The sequence below is a fragment of the Noviherbaspirillum sp. FW303-A3 genome (genome assembly GCF_058788695.1).
The window spans coordinates 4,878,759-4,904,677 of sequence record NZ_JBYTAZ010000001.1; the positions used below are offsets into that span (position 1 = coordinate 4,878,759).

At 59.7% G+C, this 25,919-nt stretch carries 22 protein-coding genes and 1 tRNA gene; 17 read left to right on the top strand and 6 right to left on the bottom strand.

Translation table 11 applies throughout. The features are described 5' to 3' along the window. Nucleotides 1-143: 143 nt before the first annotated feature. From rfbF to AC3WOY_RS23515, 7 genes are read left to right on the top strand one after another with little or no spacing between them, the layout of a single operon-like run. Nucleotides 144-917, top strand: a complete 774-nt coding sequence (rfbF, locus tag AC3WOY_RS23485; protein ID WP_492428199.1) for a glucose-1-phosphate cytidylyltransferase — start codon at nt 144-146, stop codon at nt 915-917. Then, nucleotides 878-1,975 (top strand): CDP-glucose 4,6-dehydratase, encoded by a 1,098-nt coding sequence (gene rfbG / locus AC3WOY_RS23490; RefSeq protein ID WP_492428201.1) that lies wholly within the window; start codon nt 878-880, stop codon nt 1,973-1,975. Before rfbF ends, rfbG begins: the two co-directional genes overlap by 40 nt. After that, nucleotides 1,972-3,204 (top strand): methyltransferase domain-containing protein, encoded by a 1,233-nt coding sequence (locus AC3WOY_RS23495; RefSeq protein ID WP_492428203.1) that lies wholly within the window; start codon nt 1,972-1,974, stop codon nt 3,202-3,204. Before rfbG ends, AC3WOY_RS23495 begins: the two co-directional genes overlap by 4 nt. 11 nt (nt 3,205-3,215) lie before the next feature. After that, nucleotides 3,216-3,746, top strand: a complete 531-nt coding sequence (gene rfbC / locus AC3WOY_RS23500) for a dTDP-4-dehydrorhamnose 3,5-epimerase (protein ID WP_492428205.1) — start codon at nt 3,216-3,218, stop codon at nt 3,744-3,746. After that, a complete protein-coding gene (locus AC3WOY_RS23505; protein ID WP_492428207.1) occupies nt 3,743-4,534 on the top strand; it encodes a class I SAM-dependent methyltransferase in 792 nt (263 codons plus the stop codon). Before rfbC ends, AC3WOY_RS23505 begins: the two co-directional genes overlap by 4 nt. After that, nucleotides 4,531-5,274: a cephalosporin hydroxylase family protein gene (locus AC3WOY_RS23510; protein WP_492428209.1), complete on the top strand. Its 744-nt coding sequence runs from the start codon at nt 4,531-4,533 to the stop codon at nt 5,272-5,274. Before AC3WOY_RS23505 ends, AC3WOY_RS23510 begins: the two co-directional genes overlap by 4 nt. Nucleotides 5,275-5,276: 2 nt before the next feature. After that, nucleotides 5,277-6,404 carry a DegT/DnrJ/EryC1/StrS family aminotransferase gene (locus AC3WOY_RS23515; RefSeq protein WP_492428211.1) on the top strand — a complete coding sequence of 376 codons (1,128 nt, stop codon included), beginning with the start codon at nt 5,277-5,279 and terminating at the stop codon, nt 6,402-6,404. Nucleotides 6,405-6,428: 24 nt separating this feature from the next. Here the strand turns inward: AC3WOY_RS23515 and AC3WOY_RS23520 are convergent, their stop codons facing one another. The 6 genes from AC3WOY_RS23520 to AC3WOY_RS23545 all read right to left on the bottom strand — a co-directional run bounded on the left by AC3WOY_RS23520 (nt 6,429) and on the right by AC3WOY_RS23545 (nt 15,283). Further along, the gene (locus AC3WOY_RS23520; protein ID WP_492428213.1) at nt 6,429-7,937 is read right to left on the bottom strand and encodes an O-linked N-acetylglucosamine transferase, SPINDLY family protein; all 1,509 of its coding nucleotides are present in this window, start codon (nt 7,935-7,937) and stop codon (nt 6,429-6,431) included. Beyond that, nucleotides 7,877-8,941 carry a tetratricopeptide repeat protein gene (locus tag AC3WOY_RS23525; protein ID WP_492428215.1) on the bottom strand — a complete coding sequence of 355 codons (1,065 nt, stop codon included), beginning with the start codon at nt 8,939-8,941 and terminating at the stop codon, nt 7,877-7,879. Before AC3WOY_RS23525 ends, AC3WOY_RS23520 begins: the two co-directional genes overlap by 61 nt. Next, nucleotides 8,938-11,118: a tetratricopeptide repeat protein gene (locus AC3WOY_RS23530; RefSeq protein ID WP_492428217.1), complete on the bottom strand. Its 2,181-nt coding sequence runs from the start codon at nt 11,116-11,118 to the stop codon at nt 8,938-8,940. Before AC3WOY_RS23530 ends, AC3WOY_RS23525 begins: the two co-directional genes overlap by 4 nt. A gap of 84 nt (nt 11,119-11,202) precedes the next feature. Further along, a complete protein-coding gene (locus tag AC3WOY_RS23535; protein WP_492428219.1) occupies nt 11,203-12,984 on the bottom strand; it encodes a GGDEF domain-containing protein in 1,782 nt (593 codons plus the stop codon). Between the two features lie 194 nt (nt 12,985-13,178). Further along, entirely contained in the window at nt 13,179-13,835 is a 657-nt protein-coding gene (locus AC3WOY_RS23540) for a response regulator (RefSeq protein WP_492428221.1), read from the bottom strand. Nucleotides 13,836-13,852: 17 nt separating this feature from the next. Continuing rightward, nucleotides 13,853-15,283, bottom strand: a complete 1,431-nt coding sequence (locus AC3WOY_RS23545; protein WP_492428223.1) for a PAS domain-containing sensor histidine kinase — start codon at nt 15,281-15,283, stop codon at nt 13,853-13,855. Nucleotides 15,284-15,447: 164 nt separating this feature from the next. Between AC3WOY_RS23545 and AC3WOY_RS23550 the strand changes: the two genes are divergently transcribed. From AC3WOY_RS23550 to AC3WOY_RS23595, 10 genes are all read left to right on the top strand, one after another. Then, nucleotides 15,448-15,524 (top strand) — tRNA-Arg (locus AC3WOY_RS23550). A gap of 364 nt (nt 15,525-15,888) precedes the next feature. Further along, nucleotides 15,889-16,554, top strand: coding sequence for a response regulator transcription factor (locus tag AC3WOY_RS23555; RefSeq protein WP_492428225.1), 666 nt, complete (start codon nt 15,889-15,891; stop codon nt 16,552-16,554). Continuing rightward, entirely contained in the window at nt 16,499-17,638 is a 1,140-nt protein-coding gene (locus AC3WOY_RS23560; RefSeq protein WP_492428227.1) for a tyrosine-type recombinase/integrase, read from the top strand. Before AC3WOY_RS23555 ends, AC3WOY_RS23560 begins: the two co-directional genes overlap by 56 nt. A 20-nt stretch (nt 17,639-17,658) precedes the next feature. Continuing rightward, nucleotides 17,659-19,272 carry a site-specific integrase gene (locus AC3WOY_RS23565; RefSeq protein ID WP_492428229.1) on the top strand — a complete coding sequence of 538 codons (1,614 nt, stop codon included), beginning with the start codon at nt 17,659-17,661 and terminating at the stop codon, nt 19,270-19,272. Beyond that, nucleotides 19,269-21,140: a hypothetical protein gene (locus AC3WOY_RS23570; RefSeq protein ID WP_492428231.1), complete on the top strand. Its 1,872-nt coding sequence runs from the start codon at nt 19,269-19,271 to the stop codon at nt 21,138-21,140. The genes AC3WOY_RS23565 and AC3WOY_RS23570 overlap by 4 nt, the downstream gene beginning before the upstream one ends. Further along, nucleotides 21,127-21,537, top strand: a complete 411-nt coding sequence (locus AC3WOY_RS23575) for a TetR family transcriptional regulator (RefSeq protein ID WP_492428233.1) — start codon at nt 21,127-21,129, stop codon at nt 21,535-21,537. The genes AC3WOY_RS23570 and AC3WOY_RS23575 overlap by 14 nt, the downstream gene beginning before the upstream one ends. 76 nt (nt 21,538-21,613) lie before the next feature. Beyond that, nucleotides 21,614-22,291, top strand: coding sequence for an SETD3 family histone-lysine N-methyltransferase (locus AC3WOY_RS23580; RefSeq protein ID WP_492428235.1), 678 nt, complete (start codon nt 21,614-21,616; stop codon nt 22,289-22,291). Nucleotides 22,292-22,378: 87 nt separating this feature from the next. Then, nucleotides 22,379-23,932 carry an SET domain-containing histone-lysine N-methyltransferase gene (locus tag AC3WOY_RS23585; RefSeq protein WP_492428237.1) on the top strand — a complete coding sequence of 518 codons (1,554 nt, stop codon included), beginning with the start codon at nt 22,379-22,381 and terminating at the stop codon, nt 23,930-23,932. Nucleotides 23,933-24,127: 195 nt separating this feature from the next. Continuing rightward, nucleotides 24,128-24,841 carry a response regulator transcription factor gene (locus tag AC3WOY_RS23590; protein WP_492428239.1) on the top strand — a complete coding sequence of 238 codons (714 nt, stop codon included), beginning with the start codon at nt 24,128-24,130 and terminating at the stop codon, nt 24,839-24,841. Nucleotides 24,842-25,000: 159 nt separating this feature from the next. Next, on the top strand, nt 25,001-25,744 hold the full coding sequence (locus tag AC3WOY_RS23595; protein WP_492428241.1) for a hypothetical protein: 744 nt from the start codon (nt 25,001-25,003) through the stop codon (nt 25,742-25,744). Nucleotides 25,745-25,919 lie beyond the last annotated feature (175 nt).

The following is a 25,919-nucleotide window of genomic DNA, read 5'->3' on the forward strand; positions in this document are numbered from 1 at the left end:
CGTCGCTTGGGCGGGGTAAGGTTCGAGTGCCACGCGGTTGACATTTAGTCATTTTGTCTGCGAGGGGGGCTCGACCCGCCAAAGGCAGCCATGCCCGGGGTGTCCGGCTGTATTTGTTCCACTTATATATTAGGCGAGGAATCATGAAAGCAGTGATACTGGCGGGCGGCCTCGGCACCCGGATCAGCGAAGAAACGAGCTCCAGGCCAAAGCCGATGGTAGAAATAGGTGGAATGCCCATCCTCTGGCACATCATGCAGATCTATTCCCATCATGGCATCAATGACTTTGTCATCTGCCTTGGATACAAGGGGAACATGATCAAGGAATACTTTGCCAACTATTTCATGTACATGTCGGATGTCACGTTCGACATGGCATCCAACCAGATGGAAGTCCATCAGAACAGTGCCGAGCCCTGGAAAGTCACGCTGGTCAATACAGGTGAAAGCACGATGACGGGTGGACGCCTGAAGCGCGTCCGCAAGTTCCTGGAGGGGGGCGGGGACTTCTGCTTCACGTATGGTGATGGGGTCGCGGACGTCGATATCACTGCGCTTGTGGCCTTCCACAAGGCGAAGGGGCTTGCCGCGACAGTGACGGCTGTCCAGCCGCTGGGGCGCTACGGTGCGCTGGAAACCAGCGGTGGCTTCGTCAAGAGCTTTGTCGAAAAGCCCCAGGGCGACGGCGGCTGGATCAATGGAGGCTTTTTTGTGCTGTCGCCTAAGGTCTTCGACTATATCGAGGGCGATCAGACTTCGTGGGAAGTCGGCCCGCTTGAGGTCCTGGCAAGCGAAAACCAGCTTGCGGCGTTCCAGCATCACGGATTTTGGCAGCCTATGGATACGCTGAGGGACAAGAACCAGCTCGAATCGCTATGGAATTCCGGCCGCGCACCCTGGAAGGTGTGGGCGTGAATCCGGGGTTCTGGCATGGCAAGCGCGTATTCCTGACCGGGCACACCGGATTCAAGGGCAGCTGGCTGGCACTGTGGTTGCAGCGACTGGGGGCGCAGGTCACGGGTTATGCCCTGGCGCCTCCGACCGAACCCAGCCTTTTCGACATCGCGCAAATCGGCCAGTGCGTTACCGACATGCGCGGCGACGTTCGCGATCTCGCTTCGCTCCAGTCAGCATTGGTATCCGCTTCTCCCGACATCGTTATCCATATGGCGGCCCAGGCACTGGTTCGTCCAGGTTACGCACAGCCGGTCGACACCTATGCCACCAATGTCATGGGGACCGTGCACCTGCTGGAAGCCGTGCGGCAGGCGAAGGGAGTTCGCGCCGTGGTGGTTGTCACCAGCGACAAGTGTTACGAGAACCGCGAATGGGTGTGGGGGTATCGTGAGGGCGAGCCGTTCGGCGGCCATGATCCCTACTCGAACAGCAAGGGCTGCGCGGAACTCGTCAGTGCCGCATATCGCAGCTCCTTCTTCCAGTCGGATGTCGCCCTTGCAACCGCGCGCGCCGGCAACGTCATCGGCGGCGGCGATTGGGCGCAGGACAGGCTGATTCCCGACATGATGCGGGCCGCAATGGATGGACGGCGGGTCAGGCTCCGGAATCCCGGCGCCATTCGGCCGTGGCAGCACGTGCTGGAACCGCTTTCCGGTTATATGTTGCTTGCCGAGCGGCTGTACAACGGGGAGCGCAATTTTGCCGACGGCTGGAATTTCGGTCCGGCGGACGAGGATGCCAGGCCGGTCGAGTGGATCGCGCATGAAGTGGCTTCGCTCTGGGACGGCCTGGAGTGGGAAAAAGACAACGATCTCCATCCGCATGAAGCGCATTACCTCAAACTGGACTGCTCGAAGGCGCGTGCGCTGCTTCGCTGGTCGCCCAGGTTGCCGCTCGCGGATGCGCTCGCCTGGACAACCCATTGGTACAAGTCATACAAGGATGGGGCGGACATGAGAAGGTTCACCGAGCGTCAGATCGACCAGTACATCAACCTGATGAAAGCTGCTGAATGACGCACAATTGCCGCTTTTGCAACGAAGAGCTGAAGGAATCGTTCTGCGATCTCGGCATGTCGCCGCTCTCGAATGCTTACCTCGATGAATCATCGCTGCAGCGCAAGGAGGCCTTCTATCCGTTGCAGGCGTATGTCTGCACGAAGTGCTTCCTGGTCCAGCTTCCGGAGTTCGAAAGTCCGGAGCGCATTTTCAGCGACTATGCCTATTTTTCATCCTATTCGGACAGCTGGCTTGAGCATGCTCGCCGCTATACCGACAAGATGTCCGCGTACCTCGGACTGGATGGACGTTCGCAGGTGGTTGAAATTGCAAGCAATGATGGATACCTGCTCCAGTATTTCAAGGAAAAAGGTATTCCCGTTCTCGGCATAGAGCCGGCGGAAAATGTCGCGCAAGTGGCGTGCGGGAAAGGCATCCCGACACGCGTGCAGTTTTTCGGCGTTGCCACTGCGACGGAACTGCGCAGGGAAAGCCGGCAGGCGGATCTCCTGCTTGGCAATAATGTCCTCGCCCATGTTCCCGGCATCAATGATTTTGTCGCGGGGATGAAGATCCTGCTGAAGCCGCAAGGCGTGATCACCATGGAGTTCCCGCACCTGCTGCGCCTCATGCAGGAAAACCAGTTCGACACCATCTACCACGAGCATTTTTCCTATCTGTCGTTTACCACGGTTCAGGAGGTGTTCGAGCGGCATGGCCTTGTGCTGTACGACGTCGAGGAACTCCCGACACACGGAGGATCGCTGCGCATTTACGGGTGCCACCAGGAGGATGGAACCCGAGCGATATCGCAGAACGTTGCCGCGTTGGTCGCGCGTGAAGCCGGACACGGACTTGGGACACTGGCTGCCTATTCTGCATTTGCCGAGCAGGTGCGGGAAACCAAGCGCGCATTGCTCGATTTCCTGATCTCGGCAAAGCGGCAAGGGAAGCGCATTGCCGGATACGGCGCCCCGGCGAAAGGGAATACGCTGTTGAACTATTGCGGCGTCAGGCAGGACTTCCTTGACTACACAGTCGACAGGAGCCCGCACAAGCAGGGGCTGTACCTTCCCGGCACGCACATCCCGATCCATTCACCCGAGAAGTTGCGCGAAACCCGACCCGACTATGTATTGATCCTGCCCTGGAATTTGCGGGACGAAATCATGGCGCAGAACGCTTATATCCGCGATTGGGGTGGAAAGTTCGTTGTGCCGATTCCGCGCGTCGAGGTACTGGATTGAGATTCCTTCCTTTGCCATTGCAGGGGGCGTTTCTGATCGAGCCCGATCGCTTCGAGGATGACCGCGGGTTCTTTGCGCGGACGTACTGCAGGAACGAGTTTGCCGCGCATGGCCTGAACCCGGAGCTGGTCCAGTGCAGTGTTTCCTATAACCGGAAGAAGGGAACCTTGCGCGGCCTGCATTTTCAGAAGAAACCACACGAGGAAGACAAGCTTGTCCGCTGCACGCGCGGCCGCATTTTCGATGTCATCGTCGACATGCGGGAACGGTCGCCGACGAGCAGACAGTGGACGGGCGTTGAATTGAGTGCGGTGTCGCGTGCGGCGCTCTATGTCCCCAAGGGTTTTGCCCACGGGTTCATCACGCTGGAGGACGATACTGAAGTGTTTTACCAGATTTCAGAGTTTTTTCATCCGGAATCTGCACAGGGGATCCGCTGGGACGATCCCGCAATCGGCATAGACTGGGGGATGTCGCCTTCCGTGATTTCGGACAGGGACCGCCAGTACGCATTATTGGAAGAGATGAGAGGGGATGCATGATGGATGATCTGGAGAAAATCAAGAAGTATTGGGAGGATCAGGCGCGCACGCTGCAGAATGATCCGAGGGCGACGACGCAGGATGTTTACATGCGCCAGATCGAGATCGACTACATCACGGATTTTCTCGATGCACAGGAGAGGCCGTTACGAGTGCTTGATATCGGATGCGGCAATGGCTACAGCACAATCATGTACAAGCAGAAGGTGCCGCGGCATGACTACGTCGGCGGCGACTATTCGGACGAGATGATCCGCGTCGCCAGGGATCGGGTAAGCGCGGAGTCCATCGAAGGTGTCAGGTTCGAGGTCATGGACGTGCTGCGTTTGTCCGAGTACGGCGGAAAGTACGACGTGATCATCTCGGACCGATGCCTGATCAATCTCGGTAGCGCCGCCAACCGGAAAGCTGCACTGAAAGAGATCGCGAAGTGCCTTATGCCGGGTGGGCAATATCTCATGATCGAGAACTTCATGGAAGGACAGGGCGAGCTGAACGAACTTCGCCAGCACGTGGGACTTGAGGAAATCAGCGTCCGCTGGCACAACTCGTTCTTCACGCGCCGAGAGCTGCAGGATGCGACGAAAAACCATTTCGATGTCGAGCGATTCGAGGGTATCAGCAGTCTTTACTACCTGGTGACGCGGGTCGTGTATTCGAAGCTGTGCGAGATCGAGGGCAGACAGCCCGACTATGACCATCCCATCTACAAGGTGGCGGCGATGCTTCCTCCGCTGGGGAATTTCGGACCGATTTGCGCATGCCTGCTCAGGAGGAAAGGACAATGAACAAAAAAAACGAGATTACGCACGGCGAACAGGTTGCAGGGAATATTTCCGCACTTGGTGCGGATACGGAAATCCAGCGCAAGTCGCTCGACTGGATGGTGCATAGTTCCCGCCATGGCTACTCCTACAATTTTTCCTGGATGGGACGGCCGATCATCCAGTTTCCGCAGGATATCGTCGCGCTGCAGGAAATCATCTGGGACATGAAGCCGGATGTGGTGATCGAAACAGGGATCGCGCACGGCGGCTCGCTGGTTTTTTCTGCGGCGATGCTCACCCTCCTCGGAGGGGACGGATTCGTCGTGGGCATCGATATCGATATCCGGAAGCACAACCGGGAGGCGCTGGAGGCGCATCCGATGATGCCGAGGATCCGGCTGATCGAGGGATCGTCCATCGATGCCGGCATTGTTGCCAGGGTCGAGGCGCTGGTCGAAGGTCGCCGCAATCCGCTGGTCATCCTCGATTCCAACCATACGCATGACCACGTCCTGCAGGAGTTGATGCTGTATTCGACGTTTGTCAAAAAAGGCGGGAGCCTGATCGTGTTCGATACGGTCGTTGAGGATTTCCCCGACGGCTACTTCAACGAGCGGCCCTGGGGCAAGGGCGACAACCCGAAAACGGCGGTGCATGAGTTCCTGAAACACAATGATCGATTCGTGATCGACAAGTCCATGCAGCACAAGCTGCAGATCACTGTCGCACCGGACGGTTTCCTGAAATGCGTGAAGGATTGACCGTGGAAAAAATTCCTGTTTTTGCGCCGCATATCGGCGTGGATACGCTCAAGCACATCACGGACGCGTTCGATGTGGGTTGGCTTGGCATGGGAGCGTCCACCAAGGACTTCGAGGAGCGCATCGCGGATTATCTCGGTTTGACAGGCCGGCGCCATGTCGTCGCGACGAATACGGGAACGTCCGCCCTGCATATCGCCTTGCGGGCGGCCGGTGTGGGCGAAGGCGATGAGGTGATTACCCCGTCGTTCAATTACGTGGCCGACCATCAGTCAATCAGGATGGCGGGCGCCGACGTCGTGATGTGCGATATCCGTGAAGACAACCTCGGCATCGACGTCGACAAGGCAGAGGCGCTGATTACCGGCAAGACCAAGGCAATCATCCCGTTGCACTTTGCCGGCATTCCCTGCGACCAGGAGGGCGTGTACCGCTTGGCGAAAAAGCATGGCCTGCGGGTGATCGAAGACGGCATGCACGCCTTCGGGACTACGATCAATGGGCAAAAGATCGGCAGCGGTGGCGACATCGCCTGCTTCAGCTTTGATCCGGTGAAGATCATTACTTCGATTGACGGCGGCTGTGTCGTCGTGAATTCCGAAGAGGAACGCGAGCAGTTGCGCAACATGCGCTTTCTCGGCGTCGATAAGGAGACGTCGCTGCGTTACGCGAACAAGCGGGCGTGGGATTACGACGTCATCAGCGAAGGGTATCGCTACCACCTCACCAACATCATGGCGTCGGTCGGCGTATCCCAGATCAAACGGGTCGATGAGTTCATCGATAGCAGGCAGCGGGTATGCCGTGCCTACTCGGCCGCGTTCAGCAAGCTGGATGGAGTGAAAGTCCTGTCAAACGACTTTGCCGGCGTATCGCCGTTCATCTACAGCCTGCGCGTGCTGAATGGACGGCGGGATGCACTGATCAAACACCTGCAGGACCGTCACATCGACGCAGGAGTCCATTTCGTCCCGGTCCACAAGCACACCTATTTTGCAGGGGCGCGACACGGCGACATGAGCGTTACGGACCGCGTGACCCAGGAAGTGACGACCCTGCCTTTGCATTCGAACATGAAACCCGAATTCGTCGAGCGGGTGATTGAAGGGGTGACCAGCTTTTTCGGCTGAACTGCAAGGACGCGAGGCGGGATCTCAGTCCCGCTTCGCGCACCAGTCTTTCCACATGCCGCGATAGGCGGCTTCCATATCGCGTGCAAATGCCGTACGGTCCAGCAGGCGCGATGCAAGCATGTCGCCCCGGAGCGAACTCCGGATGCGTGCAAGGTCCTGGAGGTTCGACGCAAGCGAAACGGCGCATGCAACATATTCGCTGACGTCAGTCGCGATCCATTCTGTCCGGCCAAGGCAGGACAGGACGCTTGATCCGAGCCGGCCGACAGATGGCCGACCGGCCAGTGTCACCACCGGATTTCCCATCCACAAGGCCTCATAGGTCGTTGCACCCGAATTGTGCGGGAAACAGTCCAGCACGATATCGACCTCGTTGTATACCTGCCATACCGGCGAGGTAAATCCCGTTTCGAGCCGGCTGGGGGAGATATCGAACTTGGCGAAGCGCGATGCGAAGTCGTCGCGCATCGCCTTGTCGTTGAAGTTCCTGCTGTCCAGCCGGAGCCGCGCGTCCGGCACGGCGCAAAGAATCTCCGCCCAGGCCGCGATCATCCTGTCATTGATGCGTTCGCTTCGACTCAGGCAGGCAAACGTCACGTAGCCACGGCGGAGTGCGGGCGAGGGCGCGGGTTCCGGCGTTGCGGGCGGCAGGTATGTGGCAAACGTGTGCGGAAGACGCCAGATCCGCTCGCTGAACAGGTGATCGCATCCCTGTGGGGTAAAGGCATGATCGCCGATGAAATAGTCCATGACATCCATTCCTGTCGTGTAGCCGTATCCCATCCAGGTTGCCTGAACAGGCGCGGGCTTGAGTGCAAAGGCCAGCAAGCGGTTTCCCGCGGTATGTCCGGCAAGGTCGACCAGGATGTCGATTCCATCGCTTCGAATCCGCTGCGCCAGGTCCTCATCGCTCATCTTTCCGCATTGCACCCAGTGATCGGCGGAGGCAATGAGGCGTTCGGTATACGCATCCTTCGCCGAGTGATTGTAGTAGCAGGAAACCTCGAAGCCGGACCTGTCGTGCGCCTCGATCAAGGGTGCGGCGAAATGGATAACGGAATGGTTGCGGAAATCCGGCGATACATAGCCGATGCGAAGACGGCGTTCTGGGTCCGGCGAATTGGAGAATGGGGCGTGCGCATGCTGCCTGCGCGTGTACTTGTCATTCCAGGCACAGTAGGCCGCAAAAACCTCCTCGGGTGCGAGTGCCGGATGATAGTTGTGGCAGAACAGCAGGTTGCTTTCCGCCTTCATGTCCAGCGGTGCAAGTGCTGACGCCTTGCGGAAACTCTGGATAGCGTCGCCGAGCTTGCCGCAGCTTTGCAAGGTGACTCCGCGGCAGTTGTGTGCCTCCGCGTAGCCGGGCTTGAGCGTAATGGCGCGGTCGAAACAGGCGAGCGCTTCGCTCAACAGGCCCTGGTTGTGCAGGATGACACCCAGGTTGTGGAGTGCTTCCGCATGGTCCGGCCTCAGCGCAATGGCTTGGCGGCAGCATGATCGGGTTTCCACGCCAGTACTTGTCGGAAGCATGCGGCGGCTTCCTCAGTCTGGCCGGCTTCCTGCAATGCGTTTCCGAGATTGATATAGGCATCGATATACTGCGGCGCGAGTGCAATGGCCGTGCGATAGTGCGTGATCGCGTCCGTCAGGATGTTCTTTTTTCGAAGGGCGTTGGCCAGGTTGTAGTGTGCTTCGGCGAAGTTTGGCCTGAACGCGAGCGCTCGCTGGTAATGTTCCAGTGCTGCATCAAGTTTCCCATGCCCCTCGAATGCATTGCCCAGATTGTTCTCCGCCTCCGCAAACTCCGGCCGGGACGCGAGCGCTTTGCGATAGTGATCGATTGCTGCGTCGAACTTGCCTTGCGTCTGTCGAATCAAGCCCAGGTTGTTGTGGGCCTCGGCGAATGCCGGTGCGCTGCCGAGCGCTTGCATGTAATGCACGGCTGCCGACGCCAGGTCTCCCTTTACATGGAGGACCAGTCCGAGGTTGTAGTGCGCCTTTGCGGAGTCGGACTGGAGCGCGAGTGCGTTCCGGTAGCTTTCGATCGCTCCATCGAAGTTGCCCATGTCCTGAAGCGCCAGACCAAGATTCAGATGCGCGTCGAAGTAGGCAGGAACAAGGGCAAGGGCGCTCCGGTAGCGTTGTACTGCCTCTGCAAGCTTTCCCTGTACCTTCAGGACATTGCCGAGGTTGCAGTACATTGCCCCGGTAGGGTTGACGGCAATCGCCTTGTTGATCAGTTCCACAGCGGCGTCATTCTGGCCTGCCTGGTGGGCGATCATTCCCAGCAGGTGCAGGGCGTCGGGGTGGTTCGGGGTAACGGCGAGGATCTGGCGATAAATCGCTTCCGCCTGTGGGAGACGTCCTGCAAGGTGATGGTCAAGTCCTTCCTGCACCAGGTCATGAACGGGGCGGGGGGCGTTTTCCTGTATTTCCGCGGCAGGCGTGCTGGACGATGCCGCGTCTGCGCAGCACTGCTTGTATTTCTTGCCGCTGCCGCATGGGCATGGGTCGTTACGGCCAGTCTTTTTCATGTATCGCTCGACGTATTTTCGCACCAGGTGTGCCACATATCGCGGTAAGCCGCTTCCATGTCATTTACAAAGGCGGTGTGGTTCATGAGTGGGGACTGCAGCATCGCACGGCGCAGGCTGCTTCGTTCCTCGACAAGGCGGTTCATGTCGGTTGCCAGTGCCACGGCGCGTTCGATGTAGTCGCTCGTATCCGTCGCAATCCACTCGGGCCTGCCGATGCAGGAAAGGACGCTTGCGCCGAGTCGTCCCACCGAGGGCCGCTCGGCCAGGGTCACGACCGGGACGCCCATCCACAATGCCTCGAATGTCGTCGTGCCGGAATTGTGGGGGAAGCAGTCCAGAACGATGTCGACGTCCTGGAATACCGACCAGACCGGCGACGTGAATCCCATCAGGAGCTGGCTTCGCGGCACGCCACGCGCGGCGAACTGCGCAGCCATGTCGTCGCACAGCAATGGGTCGCCGAAGTTGCGACTGTCGAGACGCAGACGGGCATTCGGCAGACGGTGCAGAATCGCGGCCCACGCTTCTATCATGCGCGCATTGATGCGCTCGGTCCGGCTGAGGCAGGCAAAGGTGACATGACCGTTGCGCAGCGCGGGAAGCTCACCGGGTTCGGGCGTGTCTTTGGGCGGGAGGTAAGACCACGCGACCTTCGGCAGTCGATATATTTTTTCGCCGAACAGCGATTCCGATCCGGGCGGAGTGAAGACGGCGTCACCCACGAAATAATCGATCGCCGTCAGGCCCGTCGTATAGCCGTATCCCATCCATGAAACCTGGACGGGGGCAGGGCGCCGGGCGAATGTGAGCAGCCGGTGCCCCGAGGTGTGGCCAGCCAGGTCGACGAGGATATCGATTTCATCCTGGCGGATGCGCTCTGCCAGTTGCTCATCGGACATGCTCAGACAGGGTACCCAGTGATCCGCCGCGGCGATAAAACGCTCGGTGAACATGTCATGGCGGAAGTGGCTGTAGTAGCAGTACACCTCGAAGCGGGAGCGATCGTGCCCCTCGATCAGCGGCAGGGAAAAATTGACGGACGAGTGCGTCCGGAAGTCCGGTGAGACGTAGCCCACTTTCAGCTTGCGCTCGCGCTCGCGCTTGTTCGCATGCGGAGGGACATCGACAGCGAGCTTTGCGGCATGGCTGTCGTTCCAGTCCTTGTACTCGCCGAAGATCTCTTCCGCGGAAAGCGTCGGATGATAATTGTGGCAGTACAGGAGGTTGCTGTGCGCACCACGCGCTTCGGCATCGAGTTCGAGTGCGCGGCGGAAGCTGGCGATCGCATCGTCCAGCTTGCCCATGCTCTGCAAGACAATGCCGAGGTTGTTGTGCGCGCTCGCGAAGCCGGGGCGGAGGCGGATCGACTCGCGAAAGTGCATTGCGGCTTCCGACAGTTTTTCCTGTTCCCTGAAGGCGACGCCCATGTTGTAGTGCAGGTCGCCATGTCCGGGAGCGAGGGCAAGCGCAGCACGGTAAAGCGCGATCGCTTCGTCGAGTTTGCCCTGGTCCTTCAACACGCCGGCAAGATTGCTTCTTGCCTCGATGTATCCGGGATTCAGCGCCAGTGCCTTGTTGAACCAGGCGGCCGCCTCGTCGAGCTTGCCCTGTTCCTTCAAAGCGGTGCCGAGGTTGTTGCATGCCGCGGCATGCTGCGGGTTCAGCTGGAGCGCCTTGTGGCAGAACGCAATGGCTTCTTCATGCTTCTGCTGTTCCCTGAGGACCGCGCCGAGGTTGTTGTAAGCCTCTGCATAGTTCGGGTTGAGCGTGATGACTTTCCGGTAGCACTGCACAGCCTCGTCCAGCTTGCCTTGTGCCTGGAGGATGACGCCGAGGTTATTGTGCGCGTCGACGTAGTTCGGCTGGAGGGCGACTGCCTTCCGGTAGCTTGCCGCCGCTTTGTCGAGATCGTTCAATGCACGATAGACAACGGCGAGGTTGTAGTGGAATGACGGCGCTTTCGGATTGAGGCGAATGGCGCGTCCGATGATTTCGGCTGCCTTGAGGTTGTCGCCCGTCTGGTGGGCGACGACGCCGAGGAGGTTGACCGCCTCGGGGTTGTTCGGCATTTTTTTGTAGAGCGCTTCAGCCTCGGAAAGGCGGCCGGCCTGGTGGTGCTGGAGCGCGGTCTGGAGAAGGGCGGGAGGCGTAGGCTGACGCTTTGCTTGGCTCATGCAGGGCTGGTCTCGAAGAAGTCTGCGGTCGACCCGTGCCGGATCGGTCCAGGATATCGCCCTTTATACACGAGCCGCGGGGATTTAAGCGGCGGCAATAACGCGGTTCTTTCCCGCCTTCTTCGCTTTATACAGGGCCTCGTCTGCCCGTTTGATGATGGATTCCTGGTTTTCACCGGGAGCCCGGAGTGCGACGCCGGCGCTGAAGGTGATGAGTAGCTTCTGGTTTTCGTACATGAAAATCTGCTTTGTCAGCTCCCTCTGGACCCGCGTCACCGTCTGGATGGCGTCTTCGAGCGGAGTTTCCGGCAGCAGGATCATGAACTCCTCGCCGCCGAATCTTGCAATAACGTCCATGGTGCGCAAGGTGTCCTTGACCACTTTTACGAGGTGAATCAGGGCATGGTCGCCTGCCGTGTGGCCGTGGGTGTCGTTCAGTTTCTTGAAATCGTCCAGGTCCAGCATCGCAATGCAGAGCGGCGCCTTCCTGCGCTCCGACCTTGCCACTTCGCGCTCGAACACTTCGTCCAGGCCGCGCCGGTTCAGGCTGCCCGTCAACTGATCCTCGCGCACCAGTTCGCTCAGCTCTGCCAGTTTGCCTTCCAGTTCGAGGATGCGTGTCTCCGCATCCTGCACTTCCTGCCTTGCCGCCAGCATCTCGTCGCGCGAGCGCAGGGCCTCCGTCTGGGCGGTCTTGGTGTCCTGCATGACGTCCTGCAGGATCCTGTTCAGTTCGGGGATGCCTTTGGCGTCGCTGATCTTGTGGACGTACTGGTCCATTTTCTGGTGATACGTGCTGGTGCTGGCGGCGACCGCGCCCAAGCGGTCGATGAAGGTCACCATCATGTTCTTCACCGTCGCCTTGGCTTCGGTGAGGCTGTGCTTGAGCAGGCTCTGCTTGTAGATGACTTCCTTCAGGCTGCGGGTGGCGTCCATCAGGGCGCTGTGGCTGATCGGGCCGGACAGCAGGTCCATCACGCTGGCGATCTGGCCGCTGAGCCAGGAATCGTCTTCCAGCAGTTCGCTGACGTTTTCGAGCAGGAGCTTGAACAGGCGCAGCAGCAGTTCATGCTCTTCGGCCATGTCCTCGGCCTTCAGTTCGATCTTGAAGCACATCTGCTTCAGGCGGTTACCGACGTCGGCGAGGTCCTGTTCGGAATGCGAATTGCCGATGATGACGGCAAGCTGTTCGGCTTCCTCGACCAGGGCAGGGGTGCCGCGCAGCAGCGAGCCGACGGCGAGCGTCAGTGTACGCACGAGCAGGTCGCGCAGCATCTGCATCTGGCGCGTCTCGCCGACAACAGGCAGTACCGATTTGTCCGCCTTGGCTGGTTTGACGACTGCGGGCAGCGGGACGTCGTCGACGAGTGAAAAGTCGTGCGATTTCGATGCAACAGGCAGGGCATCGTCGACAAGCGAAATGCCATGCGATTTCAATGCCGGGGGCGGCACATCGTCGACAAGGGAAATCGAGCGCGGTTGCGCCGGTTCGACCGGGTCGACCAGCGGGATCGACGTAGATTTGGCGGCAGCAAGGGCGGGCGCTTTCTTCGCATTGGCGTTGGCAACCTCGGTCATCGCGACGAGATGCTTGTCGAACAGTTCGTTCAGCTCCCGTCCGTATGTCTCCCAGTCGCGCTTTTCCAGCGCACGGCGGAAATGCGCGGCGAACAGGCTCACTTCGCCGGATACGTCGGCCAAGCTTGCCGCAAAGTCGGCAAGTACCTTTTCGGCGCCGGGCAGACTCTTTGCGCCGGCAATCTCTTCATAGATTTCCCGGTATGCCTCGGGGGTCGGTGCGATGCGCCGCACCGCAAGGCGCTTGAACGCCTCTCGTGCGATATCGGCAGGACTCTGTTGTTCCATGTTTTCGTCTTGGAGTGCAGTCGTGGCCGGCGCGCTGGAAGCCTCTTCGCGAGAGTGTGGATGCCGGGAATCCCGGTACTTTAGGTGGGAATGAGTAAAAAGGAAAGATGGAACGAGACAGTTTGAAATTGTCCAGCTCGGCAGTGATGGTTTTGTCAATGCCCGCCCATGCTTCAGTGAGCGGGCATCGAGACTTATTCCACCAGATGGTTCTTGATGGCGTAATGCGTCAGCTCGGCGTTATGGCGCATTTTCATTTTTTGCAACAGGCGCGAACGGTACATGCTGATGGTCTTGACCGACAGGGTCAGTTCAGCAGCGATGTCACTGACAGTCTTGCCGGACGCGATCATGACCAGCGTCTGGTATTCGCGGTCGGATAGGGTTTCGTGCGGCGGGGTCTCGCGGTTTTCGTCGCCGACCTGGTTGGCCAGTTCCTGCGCCAGCGCCGGGCTGATGTATTTGCGGCCGGCGGCGACCTGGCGGATGGCGTCGACCAGCTCGGCAGGAGCGCTCTGCTTGTTCAGGTAGCCGGAAGCGCCGGCCTTGAGGGAGCGGATCGCGTACTGGTCTTCGCGGTGCATGGAGAGCATCAGCACGGCGATCTTCGGGCTTTCCTTCTTGACCTGCTTGAGGACTTCGATGCCGCTCTTGTCCGGCATGGAGATATCCAGCAGCAGGACGTCGGAGTCGCCGCGGCGGGCGAGCTTGATGGCGTCATTGCCGTTTTCCGCATCGCCGGCGACCACCATGTCCTTGGTGTCGGCGAGGATCTGTTTCAGGCCTTCGCGCACGATGGCGTGGTCGTCGGCAATCAGGATTCGAATGGTCTCTTGGGCTGCTGTCATCATGGCAAGTCTTCAGGTTGTTATTCCGTTAGAGGTATCCGCAGAGCAACTTCCGTGCCTCCCCCCGGAATTGCGCTGACGGACAGTTGCCCACCCAGGGCATTGGCACGTTCTGTCATACCGCGGATGCCGAAGGATTTTGGCTTCAACCGCTCTGTAGCCTCGATGCCGCGGCCGTTGTCGGCGATTTCCAGGCGTACGCTGCGGTTGGTCCTGGCCAGGCGCACCGTGACCTTCGTGGCCCGCGCATGTTTCCCAATATTGGTAAGCGCTTCCTGAAAAATGCGAAAAAGTGCGGTCGCCTGGTCGGGGTGGAGATCGACTTCCTTTTTGTTGGAAGTGAACTCGCAGGGGATGCCGAGCTGCTTCTCGAATTCCTTGGCCTGCCAGTCGATGGCGGCCACGATGCCGAAATCGAGGATGCCCGGACGCAGGTCGGCGGAGATCCTGTGGATCGCCTCGATGGTGCGGTCGACCAGCGATTCGACATAGACCGCCTTGTCGGCCAGCGAGGTGTCGTCAGCCGGCAGGCGCTTCTTGACCAGCGCCAGCGCCATCTTGATGGCGGTGAGGTTGCCGCCGACGTCGTCATGGATTTCGCGGGCGATGCGGGTGCGTTCCTTTTCCTTGACCGTTTCGATGTGGGCGGACAGTTCGGCCAGCTGGGCGCGCGAACGCTTGATTTCTTCCTCTTCCAGCTTGCTTTCCGTGATGTTGGTCATGATGCCTTCCCACTGCACTCCTTCGCCGGGCAGGGCGCGTGGCGTGGAGCGCAGGTTGATCCATTTGACATCTTTCCACTTGTCGACCCAGATGCGGCCGTCCCAATTCCAGGTTTTCCATGCCGAAGCGGACTCCCCCATGGATTTCAGGAAGGAGGGGCGGTCCTCGGGCAGGATCAGGTTCAGGAACAGGCTGGAGTCGGCGCGCAGGCGTTCGGCCGCGATCCCGAGCAGGGCGTGGCAGCCGTCGCTCAGGTAGGGAAAGGAGAGGGCGCCGTCCGGACGCTGCTGGATCTGGAAGAACAGGCCCGGCGTGTTGGAGACAATGGCGCGGAAGCGCGCCTCGCTCAGCCGCAGTGCCTTGGCAGAGTTGTGCCGCGCGCTGATGTCGTTGCCGATCATGATATAGACCGGCTCCCGGGAGCCACAGTAGAACAGGCGGAACTCGATGGGATAGGTGGACCCGTCCTTCCTGGTGTGCACGGTGTCGAGGGACGCGCGGCTGGATTTCCCGCAGCCCAGCGGCATCAGGATGTTCTGGAGCACCTCGAATGAGACGCTGCGGGCAACGTCGAGGGGGGTCATGCCGGCCAGTTCGCTGGTGGTGTAGTGCAGGTTCTTGCGGGCCGCCTGGTTGGTGTGCACGAAGCGGAACGTGTCGCAATCCACGACGTAGATTTCGCTGAACGAGCCCTGCATGACGATCGGCAGCCATTCCGGTTGCAGCATGTCTGGTCTTCTTTCACTGGTACGTTGGTTGTTCGGCAGGAGGGGGAACAGCCATCTATTGTGGCTGAGATAGATACCTGAAAGCACGTTTTTTGACGGGACTTGCCGCTATTCAACGAGGGGGTTCCATTTTTCCAAAAAGGGGTGCTATAATTACGTTTTTCGCGGCCGTAGCTCAGCTGGATAGAGTACTTGGCTACGAACCAAGGGGTCGTGGGTTCGATTCCTGCCGGCCGCGCCAGTATTACCGAAGGGGTCAGATCGAAAGGTCTGACCCCTTTTCTGGTTTACGGGCTCCTGCTTTCCTTCCTGCTTTCCGTCGGTATTTTCAGCCGGGGAATATTCTGCTTTTGTAAGTATTGACGTAAGGCAATTGTAAGACTGATTCCGTATAGTGATTCCATCGAGGGACCGGGAGGCCTTCGAACCACACACAACATCATGCGGGCCATACGAGACGCGCAGTCTCGGGAGCACGTGCCAACTATAAGCGTTTGCGCCATTGCAGCGCAGCCGCGGACAACACCGACGGGATGATGCAACTTCTGCCGCAGAGCACGGCTGGAGGATTCCCGCAAAAGACTACCTATACAACGGAGAGAGAGATGCGTATTGCTTGCAATATCGTTTGTGACTCGGCTTTTCGTCGAGTCCAGGAAGTGTTGGCACGGGCTGGCTTTGACTGTGACCGCTTTTCCAATGAGACCGCGATGATCAGGGCGCTGCGCCGTGACCATTTTGATCTGATCCTTGTTGAAACCACCGCCGAAGCGCACGAAGACCGCAGTGCCTATTCCTGGCTGAATTGCCGGACCGGTGAAAGCACACCGGTGGTGATGCTGTCCGAAAACGCGAGTGCGGCGCAGGTCGCCGCCGCGCTCGAAGCCGGCGTGGACGACGTCATGCGCCGTTCCGTCGATCCTGCTGTCCTGGTGGCTCGCCTACAAGCGATCCTTCGCCGCTGCAACCGCAGCAACACCCGCCGCGTCATCGAAATGCAGGGCTTTACCCTCGACCGCGATTCCTGCCTGTTCCTTGACCGCGGCATGCCGGTCGAGCTGACGCCGCGCGAGTTCATGATGGCGTGGCTGTTCTTTTCCTCTCCAGGCATCTACCTTTCGCGCGATTCTATCAGCGTCGCGATCTGTTATAGTCCGTCGCCATTGTTGCCGAAATATCTATATTTAAATCAAGCAGATAGCGAGACAGGGGGACGTGAGACTCATCCACAGCACAGACGAATTCCAGCTTTCGCAACAGCCTTATCCTGACATTCCCATCCTGCTTGATCGGAACGGAGCAATTGTTGTTCCGGCACTGCAATTTCTGATTCATCAATGCCTGCATCGAGGGCGCGTACAGTCGGCTGCCACATGGACCGCCTATGGCGAGGCCCTGTACGACTATTTTGGGTATCTCGAGGGCTCAGGCCACGCTTGGGAGCAGCGCCAAAAGGCTGGCATTCCCTCCATCCTTGCCCGCTACCGTGATTGGGCCCTCAAGCGCAACAAGGAAAGCACAGTCAATTTCCGGCTGCGGCTGGTGGTGCGCTTTTACCGATGGGCGCGCGATCGGGGCTTGATTGTCGAACTGCCGTTCGACGATGAGGCGGTCGTGCGGCGTGCCAGTGGCGGCATGTTGGCCCACGCACAGCGCTTAACCAGCACCACGTCGCCCGATATCTTGCTCAAGCAACGACGAGAAGTGTTGCCGGTCCTGTCCAAGGGGCAGGTGGCAGAAGTGCTGCATGCAGTAGCGGGCAACCCGACGCACTATCTGATTGTGCTGTTGGGGTTGCAGACGGGATTGCGCCGCATGGAGCTCGCCACGTTCCCTGCGCACTATGTCATGAATGGTGGCATGCAGAGTTCAGAGCGCCGGGTGTTTCCTGTGTTGCTCGACCCAGCGCACGTGCAAATCAAGGGGCGGCAAAAGCGCACCATTCATCTGACGCGGCACTTGCTGGACCAGCTCTGGCAGTATCGCCACACGTACCGGCCGATGCTGGCCAGACGCCACGGCGCGGCAGAACCGGCGACGCTGTTTCTGACTGCGGATGGCGGGCCGTTTACGAATGGTGGCATGGGAAAAATCTTCGAGGCGATATCGCGGCGTGTTGGATACAAGGTGCATTGCCACATGCTGCGCCATACCTATGCGACGCATACGCTGCATGCACTGCGCAGTGCGATGAATATCGGCAATGCGCTGCTCTACCTGCGGGAACGGATGGGACACAGCCATATCAGCACCACTGAAAAATACCTGCATTACCTGGAACAGATTGAAGACGGGGTGCTCAACGATTACCAGCGTGAGGTCGACCAGTTGTTTGCCGGGGGCATGACGTCTTGAAGCCGCGCAAACGATTTGACGTGCCGGAGACAGACAGGGAATCTGTGGTCGATCAGACGGGCGCAGCTGCCGGTCGAACGATGGCGGGCGACGACCTGGCGGAAGAGCGGGACCGCTTCGACTTCTCGCCGTGGTACGGAAAAGGCATCGATGCGATCACCGACCTGCTCGCGCAATCCCTGCAGCAGCTGCGCGTGGCCAGAACTTACCAAGAGACGTCGATGACGTCATTGTTCAATGGCGGGATACGCAAGTTCCTGTCCTATTGCATTGAACAAGCGCAGGCACAAGGCCGGGAGTTGCGTACCGAAGAGATTGACCGTCCGTTCATCGACCATTACATCGCCTGGATCCGACGCCAACTGCGAGACGATGGGGAAGCGCTCAGCTATGTGGCGCAAAAGTCGATTTACACCAAGACCAAATCGGTCTTGGTACCTGCTTGCCGGCAGGGGCGGTTGCCGGACCGCAGGCAACTGTTCCCGGTCAATCCCTTCCCCAATGTAAACCGGCATTACCAGGGCGAGCAGCCGTTATCGCTGGAGGCGAGGCGACGGTTTGCGGAAGCATTACGCGTTGAACTGGCTGCTATTGCCAGGAATGAGTTCGACGGTACCGACGGCCAGGCGCTCGCGCTGGTATGCCTGCTGATTGCGTTGCGGACCGGTCTCAATACCACGCCGCTGCTGGAGCTGTCACGCGACGCGCTGCTGCCGCATCCGCTCAAGCCGAACTGGCGCATGCTGGTCTCCCACAAGCGGCGCGGTAATGCCACCCATGTGCAGTCCATGCGCTGGAGCGACCAGTTGGCGGAGACCGCATCGGCGCAGACTGATGTGGTGTGGTGGTATGAATGGGTCAATCAAAAGACGGCCCCGCTGGTTGCCGAGGCGTCGTCCGATTTGCAGCAGCGATTGTGGCTGTATCGCCATGAACAGGTGGGGCGCCCACGCTCGGTGCTGTCGCTCACCGTCAGCCAGCTCATTCTTGCCGCGCAACGGCTGGTACGGCGTCACGCCCTTGTTGGTGATGATGGGGAGCCGTTACGGGTGAATGTGGCGACGTTGCGCAAGACCTTCGTCAACCGGCTGTACGAGCTGAGCGGCCGGGACATGCTGGTCACGGCGCGTCTGGCCGGTCATTCGGTGCAAGTCTCCCAAAGTCATTACTTGAAAATATCGCCGGAAGCCAAGCGTGCGTTCCACTTCGCCGGCAAGACCCTGCTATCGACGCTGCAAACCCCATCGTCAGGGCCGGAGGTGGTTGCGCCTGCGGCCGCCACGCCGATCGGACACTGTGCCGACCCGGTGCACGGGGAACGCGCGCCGCAACAGCCGGGCCGGCTCTGCACCGACTTCCTCAGCTGCTTCCAGTGCAAGAGCATGGTGGTTACCACCGAAGACCTGTGGCGACTGTTCAGCTTTTATTACCTGATCGACAGCGAGCGCACCATCCTCAATGCGCGCGACTGGGAACAGTGGTACGGGCACGTGCGGGACATCATCGATACCGAGATCGCGCCGGACTTCCCGGCGGACGTGGTGCGGGCAGCGCGCGAGCGGGCACGGCACGAGCCGCACCCGTACTGGCAGACGCGCGACCGCTTGGGCTTGCCGCATGGAGCGCTGGCATGAGCGGCGCCATGCAGCGCGCCGCGGTGGCGCCGGCACCCGCGCCCGCAGACCGCGACCAGTGGCCGATCGCATACGTATCCGATCCGGATGGCGGACGCCAGGTGTTGTGCCGGTATGGCGACATGGTGTGGGACTTGACGCCGCTAATACCGAACTCCAATGCGACGCCCGGGATGCGGCGCTTGCATTTCGATCGCCTGCCGCCAGCGTGGCGCGACAGTGCCAAGGCGTTGCTGTATGCATACTGGGTGCATGGGCGCCCGGGATGGAAAGCCCCGGGCTCCTTGACTCTGTCCAATGTGTTCCGTCGCTTGCAACGGCTGGTGCGTTACTTGGATACGCTCGGTGTGCAGCGGTTTGCGGATGTCCGGCCGCTGCATATCGAATCGTATGTGCAGCGCCTCCGTGCGCGCAACAGCGTCTTGCATACGGTGCACGAATACGTGGTGCTGGAACTGGCGTGGACCCTCAGGGATCACTTGCAGGACCACCTGCCGGCCCATCCATGGCCGGACAGCTCTGCCCGTGATGTCGCCGGTCTGAGTACGCGCGGCAAGCCGGTCTCGGGCACGCAAGCGATTCCGTTGGAAATTGCGTCGGCCTTGTTCCGGCACGCGGACGCCGCCCTGCAAAAGGCACCGCTGCTGCTTCAGGTGCGGGACGAACTGAAGGACCTGGAACGCCGGGCGACGGTGGGCTACAAACGGATGTTTGTGCTGAAGAATCGGCATCTGCGTTCACGCGGGTTGCCGCCGTTGCAGGCGTATCAGCGCGCGCTGATCGATGTGCGCATTGCCGGCTACATCGTGCTGGGCTTGCTGAGCGGGATGCGCAACCAGGAACTGGCGGATATCCGGGTCGGCTGCTATTACGAAACCGAGGTGGACGGCGTCACCTACGGCTGGCTGCGCAGCGTGAGCCGCAAGACCGGGGAGGGGGCGACCGAATGGATGATTCCGCCGTATGCGGCGCACGTGATTGCGCTGCTGGAGCGATTGTCGCAGCCGCTGCGGGAAGAATTGCAGGCGGAACTGGCAGCCATCGATGGCCAGTTGGCGAATGCGGCTGCCAGCGACGCGCACCGGGTGGCCCTGTTGGCACGGCGCATGGCGCTGCGCCAGCATCAACACGGGCTGTTCCTTGGCAAAACGGTAGCCAGCGGCAATATTGCGATCTTGAGCCTGTTCAGCTGGAACTCCGAACTCAAGCTATTTGCGCGCAACTGCGGCATCCCCTGGCAACCAACCACGCATGAACTACGTCGCACCTTTGCGGTGTTCGTCGCTGCCCATGGCAGAGGCAATCTGCTGTACCTGCGCGATCACTTCAAGCATTGGTCGCTGGACATGACGGCGCTGTATGCGTTGAACGAGACCCAGGATGTCGACCTGTACGCGGAGATCCTGGAAAAGATGGAACAGGAGCAGGCTGTGCGGATTGCCAGCTGGCTCGATCCGTCCGTCCGGTTGGCGGGCAAGGCTGGCGAACGCATCATGCGTCAGCGGGTGCACATGAAGTCGATGAACATGGTCAGTCGCAAGGAGATGGCCGAACGTGCAGGCCAGGGGATCCTGTTGCGCAGTACCGGTCACAGCTGGTGCATGGCCGATGCACTTAGTTGTGGAGGCCGCGGCTTGTACGACGCAATGGAATGTGCGGACTGCAGCCATGGAGTGATCGATGAAACGCAGCGGGACACTTGGCATGGACTGTGGTTGCAGCAGCTCGAACTACGTGATGTCAACGATATCGGCCCGGCGGCGCAGGCCAAGATCGAGGAAAGCATTGAGACCGTGAAGCAGATTCTAAGAAAACTGGATCCCGGCGTAGCCGACGCCCCGGGAAAGGAACCCTATGTCGCGTCGTGACAAGACCCAGCAGGAATTGCTGCTGGCATTACACCGGATTGAGCGGGGGACACCGCGCACTGTGGATCCCAAGCGCAAGCTGTCGATCGCGGCAGTAGCGGAAGAAGCGGGCGTACACGCTACGACAATCCATACCCGCTACCCGGATATCGCCGAGCAGGTTAGGAAACGGACGGCCCGGACAGGACGAGTGCAGCGCGACGTGAAAGCACAGGAATTGCAGGCGGCGCGCGAAAGCAACCGAGCATTACGGCGCCAACTGGCAGAAACGGAGGCTCTGCTGCGTTCCCTGGCGTCGCAAAACGCGACGCTGACGATGGAAAATCTGCAGCTGAAAGCGATCCTGCGGGCAGAAAACGTGCGGCTCCTGCCGCAGTTCAAACCAGCCAACCAATAGCGTCCTGTACGCGGAAAAGTGTTGCATCCTCAAGGTGCAAAAGGAATCAGCAACTTCAAGAAAGCAACAGTTGCTAATGAATCCTAACAGCCTGTACGCTACCAAGAATATCGCTGCCGGCTACCATGTGTACGAAAGCTACGGCCGCCGCTGCAATGGACGCCTGTTCGTGCACCACGGTTTCTGCCTCGATGACAACGATGCCAACGAAGCCGAGATCGAACTGCCGGCGCTGCTGCCTGCGCACCCGTTTGCAACCTATACCAAGGACCTCGGCACGCTGAATGAAGACGTCCGCGTATTCAAGGTACCCCTGCAGTACGACGAAGCCAACACCAAGGCCCTGTTCTCGATGCTGCGCCTGGGCGTCCTGGAAGACATGCCCGGCGTGTTCCGCACCATGGTCAACGGCGCCAAGGTCAACGATGTGCCGCCGATCAGCCGCAAGAACGAGATCGCCACACTGACCGCGCTCACTGGCGCCTGCCAGCGCCGCCTGGCCAAGTTCTCGACCACGCTCGAAGAAGATGAAGCGCTGCTGGCCGGCGATACGGTGCCGGAAAAACTGCGCTACGCAGTCGCCGTGCGCATGGGCGAGAAGAAGATCCTCCGTCATTACCAGGAGCTGGCCCAGACGGCGACCTCGGTACTGCAGAACCCGTTCTGCGACCTGCGCGACTACGCCAAGTCGGACGCCAAGTTCGGCGCATACTTTCAGGCACTGCACGACAACCTGTCCCAATCGATGGATTGATCGAGGCAGTTGTAATTTCGCAGGAAGTGTCCTATCTGATGGACGGGCGCCGGTGCGCCTGTCCATTCCACGGAGCGAGAAACGCACATGAGCTTGCAAGAAGCCGACAAGCTGTACGAAGAAGAGCTGAAGTCCCTGGCCGTCGCGGAAGCGGCGGAAAAGGCAGACGACCTTGGACAGTACAAGGATGCCGATGATCTGAAGATGCAGCGCCTGATCCAGTTCCTGGATGACAACGGCGTCCTGTATCCCTCATTGGAAATCAAGATTGTCAACGGCCTTCGCGGCGTGTACGCGACCGAGAAAATCGTGGAAGGTGAAGTGGTGCTGCACGTGCCGCGACGCCTGATCGTGACGACGGAGGTGGCCAAGGCATGCAAGGTGGGCAGGGCGATCCAGCAGAGCCGCCGCTGGCTCAGTCCCTACGGCTATCTTGCCGCCTTCCTGCTCGAGACAAAGCGTGACGGAGGCTTCTGGAAGCCGTATTTCGATGTCGTGCCGAGCAAGTTCCCCGGCATGCCCTTGTTCTACGACCAGAAACATTTGACCATGCTCCGGGGCACCCACATCTGGCAGCAGCTTCTCGACGCGAAGGCGCTGATGTTCGATGACTACAAGGTCGTCAAGGATTTCATGCCCGGACTGACGCTGCATGAATTCTCGCTGGCCCGCATGGCGGTCACGACGCGCGTGTACAAACTGATGGTCGACGGCTACGAGACGCTGGGCATGGTGCCGCTGGCGGACATGCTGAACCATACTTCGCCGTCGCCGACGCACTGGACCGGCCGCGCCACGCATGGCTTCACGATCATGGCGCTCAAGGACCTTGCCGCCGAAGGCGAGATCCTGGAAAGCTACGGCAAGCGAAGCAATGGCCGGTGGCTGATGAGCCACGGCCTGTGCATGGAAGTGAATCCGGAAAACCTGATCGAGTTCGACATTCCGGAAATCCGCAAGAAGCATCCCTTCTTTCATTACACCCGCAAGTTGGGCTGGGTCTCGCGCAAGCTGCGTCATTTCCTGGTGACGAACGATTACGACAGCGATGATGTGCGGCACATGTTCACCTACCTCCGGCTGGCGAACTGTACCGACATCGAACGGACGCGAAATATCGTGACCGAGCTCGGGCGGCCCGACCCGGAAGAATCTACCGGCAAGGAGTCGAAGAAAGACAAGCAAAAGAAGGTCAAGGACCAGAAGAAGGTGCCGCCGATCAGCGTGAAGAACGAAATCGCCGCCATGCGGGCACTGGCCGCCGCATGCGAGCATGCGTTCGCACGCTACACCACCACGCTGGAGCAGGATGAGGAAACACTGAAGGATCCCGACCTGATCTGGACCATGCGCTTCGCGACGATGGCGGCGGTGTCGGAAAAGCGGCTGGCCAAGTGGTACCTTGACATGGCGAACACGGCGATTGCCGTGCTGCAAAGCTCACCGTTCCAGCTTGCGCGCGCCGTCGGCGAACAGGCGCGCAAGGGTAAGCCTTACGAGAAATATTTCAAGCACCTGCAGGAGCATCTCGACGGGTTCAGCGCATTCTGGCACGTCTCGCGTCTGCCGGTGAAGAAGCACCGTCCCGGACACCGCAAGCACGAGACATCGAAAAAGGTTTCCCACGCAGCCTTCGCATGATGCGCATGTAACCGCTGGTTGGCGTAGATGTGAGACTTGCGGAAGTAGGTGATTGCCACAATGTCTGCGGGTGTCTATCGCACCTAATATCTCCACGGCTGATGCCGGATGAACGCACACCATGCAGGAATATGCAACGATTGCACGTCTCCGGTATCGTATTGAAGCTCGCCACTGAAGCCGCCGGAGACCAGATTGAGCATTGCTTGTTTTATTCGTAGCGACAGCATGTACCAGCAGGTGCTGGACGTGCTCGTGCGCCACGGCTTTCACGGGACGCGATTCACGGATGAGCAGGTGCTGAAGCAGGCGCTCTGCGCGGGCGTGGCGAACCTCATCCTTGCCGATGTCGAAGACACTGACGGCGATGCGATTGCCGCCTGGCGTAATTGCCGCGCTCCCGAACCCATTCCCGTCATCCTGCTGTCGCCCGCATCCGACGACCGCGTGACCGTGCGAGCGCTTGATGCTGGCGCGGACGATGTCATAGTCATCTCTACCGAATCCCGGGAATTCGCCGCGCGCCTGAAGGCGATACTGCGCCGGTACAGGATGGGTGTGCCGAAGCGAGCCATCGAACTGGCGGGTTTCGAACTCGACCTGGAATCCGCCATTGCGTTGGACAACGGCAGGATTGTCGAACTGACGCCGACCGAATTTGCGCTGGCGTGGATCCTGTTTTCCTTTCCGGGCCAGTATCTGTCGCGTGATTTTCTCTCCCTCGGCGTCTGGGGGCGGAGCGGCGATATTACGGGGCGCACGCTTGAACAGCACGTCTACAAACTGCGCAGGAAGCTGAACCTGAATGCCGGTCGCGGCGTGCAGATCCGCGCCGCATACAACCGTGGTTATTGCCTTGAAGTCGCATCGGCAGACCCGCTCGTTTCTCCGGAATCTGCGGACTGTTGATCGACTGTCAATGGTCGACCTGCTGTCCGGATTTTCCTGTTGAATCAACGATGTAGTGCGCATCGCATCATTGACCCGGGCGGGCTTGAAAAGGCATTGTGGCTGGCCTAAGTGCTCCTTACAGACGTTGCAGACGTCACCCAACCGAGAGGAGCAATCATGTCAGCAGTCAGCGGACCGAAGTCATCGCCAAAACCGCAGCCGCCGCAGCCGCCGAAAAACGAGCCGAAAAAGAATCCTTCGCCGCAGCAACCGAAGGACCAGCCGAAAGGCAGCGGGAAGAACCAGCCGGAGCACATCTATAACCGGCCGGATCCTCAATCGAAGAAGAATGATCCGAAGGCGCCGGATGCGCCCAAGGCATCTGACGCGAAGGCGCCGCAGCAGGAACCTGTCAAGGATGCCAAGGGCGAGCAGGTCAAGACCGCGGATGGCAACCCGGTCATCAAGGACGCGAACGGCGTGAACGTCGCCTCCGATCCGAAGAACGGCGAGCCGGTCAAGGATCCCAAGACCGGCAACCCGGTCGTCCTCGACGAGAACGGCAAGCCGGGTGACGCGCCGGATTCGATCAAGCCGGACCCGAACGTCAAGACGACCGACTCGAACAGCCCGGATTATCCGAAGCATCACACCGACGAGAAGACCGGCAAGACCACGTTCTACGACAAGGAGAACAAGGAAATCCCGCAGAACGGCCCGGGAACGCCGGTTGCGGTTTACACCGACAAGGAAGGCAAGGACCACTACTACGATCGCCAGACCGGTCAGAAGATCGACGATCCCAACGATCCGCGCTTGCCGAAGAACCTGCCCAAGGATGGCCCCAACGCGCTGCCCGAGCCGCCGGCGCCGCCTTCGGACGAAGAAGCTCCGCCATCAAACGAAACATCGACCGATTGATCTCAAAGTGTCTCCTGCGCCGTGCGTACTGCGGCGCATTCAACCGCTTCGTGTGCAAGCACGGAGCGGTCTTTTTGTTTACGGGTGTCACGCGTGCCGAGATGTAACTTTCAATAACTGCGATTGACCGGAAGAAATCCCCGGCCTAAGGTAGATGCATCACAATCCTTGTTCA

Coding starts and splice junctions, on each gene's coding strand:
- rfbF (WP_492428199.1), top strand. CDS start 144: ATGAAAGCAGTGATACTGGCGGGCGGCCTCGGCACCCGGATCAGCGAA.
- rfbG (WP_492428201.1), top strand. CDS start 878: ATGGAATTCCGGCCGCGCACCCTGGAAGGTGTGGGCGTGAATCCGGGG.
- AC3WOY_RS23495 (WP_492428203.1), top strand. CDS start 1,972: ATGACGCACAATTGCCGCTTTTGCAACGAAGAGCTGAAGGAATCGTTC.
- AC3WOY_RS23505 (WP_492428207.1), top strand. CDS start 3,743: ATGATGGATGATCTGGAGAAAATCAAGAAGTATTGGGAGGATCAGGCG.
- AC3WOY_RS23510 (WP_492428209.1), top strand. CDS start 4,531: ATGAACAAAAAAAACGAGATTACGCACGGCGAACAGGTTGCAGGGAAT.
- AC3WOY_RS23520 (WP_492428213.1), bottom strand. CDS start 7,937: ATGCTTCCGACAAGTACTGGCGTGGAAACCCGATCATGCTGCCGCCAA.
- AC3WOY_RS23525 (WP_492428215.1), bottom strand. CDS start 8,941: ATGAAAAAGACTGGCCGTAACGACCCATGCCCATGCGGCAGCGGCAAG.
- AC3WOY_RS23530 (WP_492428217.1), bottom strand. CDS start 11,118: ATGAGCCAAGCAAAGCGTCAGCCTACGCCTCCCGCCCTTCTCCAGACC.
- AC3WOY_RS23535 (WP_492428219.1), bottom strand. CDS start 12,984: ATGGAACAACAGAGTCCTGCCGATATCGCACGAGAGGCGTTCAAGCGC.
- AC3WOY_RS23540 (WP_492428221.1), bottom strand. CDS start 13,835: ATGATGACAGCAGCCCAAGAGACCATTCGAATCCTGATTGCCGACGAC.
- AC3WOY_RS23545 (WP_492428223.1), bottom strand. CDS start 15,283: ATGCTGCAACCGGAATGGCTGCCGATCGTCATGCAGGGCTCGTTCAGC.
- AC3WOY_RS23555 (WP_492428225.1), top strand. CDS start 15,889: ATGCGTATTGCTTGCAATATCGTTTGTGACTCGGCTTTTCGTCGAGTC.
- AC3WOY_RS23570 (WP_492428231.1), top strand. CDS start 19,269: ATGAGCGGCGCCATGCAGCGCGCCGCGGTGGCGCCGGCACCCGCGCCC.
- AC3WOY_RS23575 (WP_492428233.1), top strand. CDS start 21,127: ATGTCGCGTCGTGACAAGACCCAGCAGGAATTGCTGCTGGCATTACAC.
- AC3WOY_RS23580 (WP_492428235.1), top strand. CDS start 21,614: ATGAATCCTAACAGCCTGTACGCTACCAAGAATATCGCTGCCGGCTAC.
- AC3WOY_RS23585 (WP_492428237.1), top strand. CDS start 22,379: ATGAGCTTGCAAGAAGCCGACAAGCTGTACGAAGAAGAGCTGAAGTCC.
- AC3WOY_RS23595 (WP_492428241.1), top strand. CDS start 25,001: ATGTCAGCAGTCAGCGGACCGAAGTCATCGCCAAAACCGCAGCCGCCG.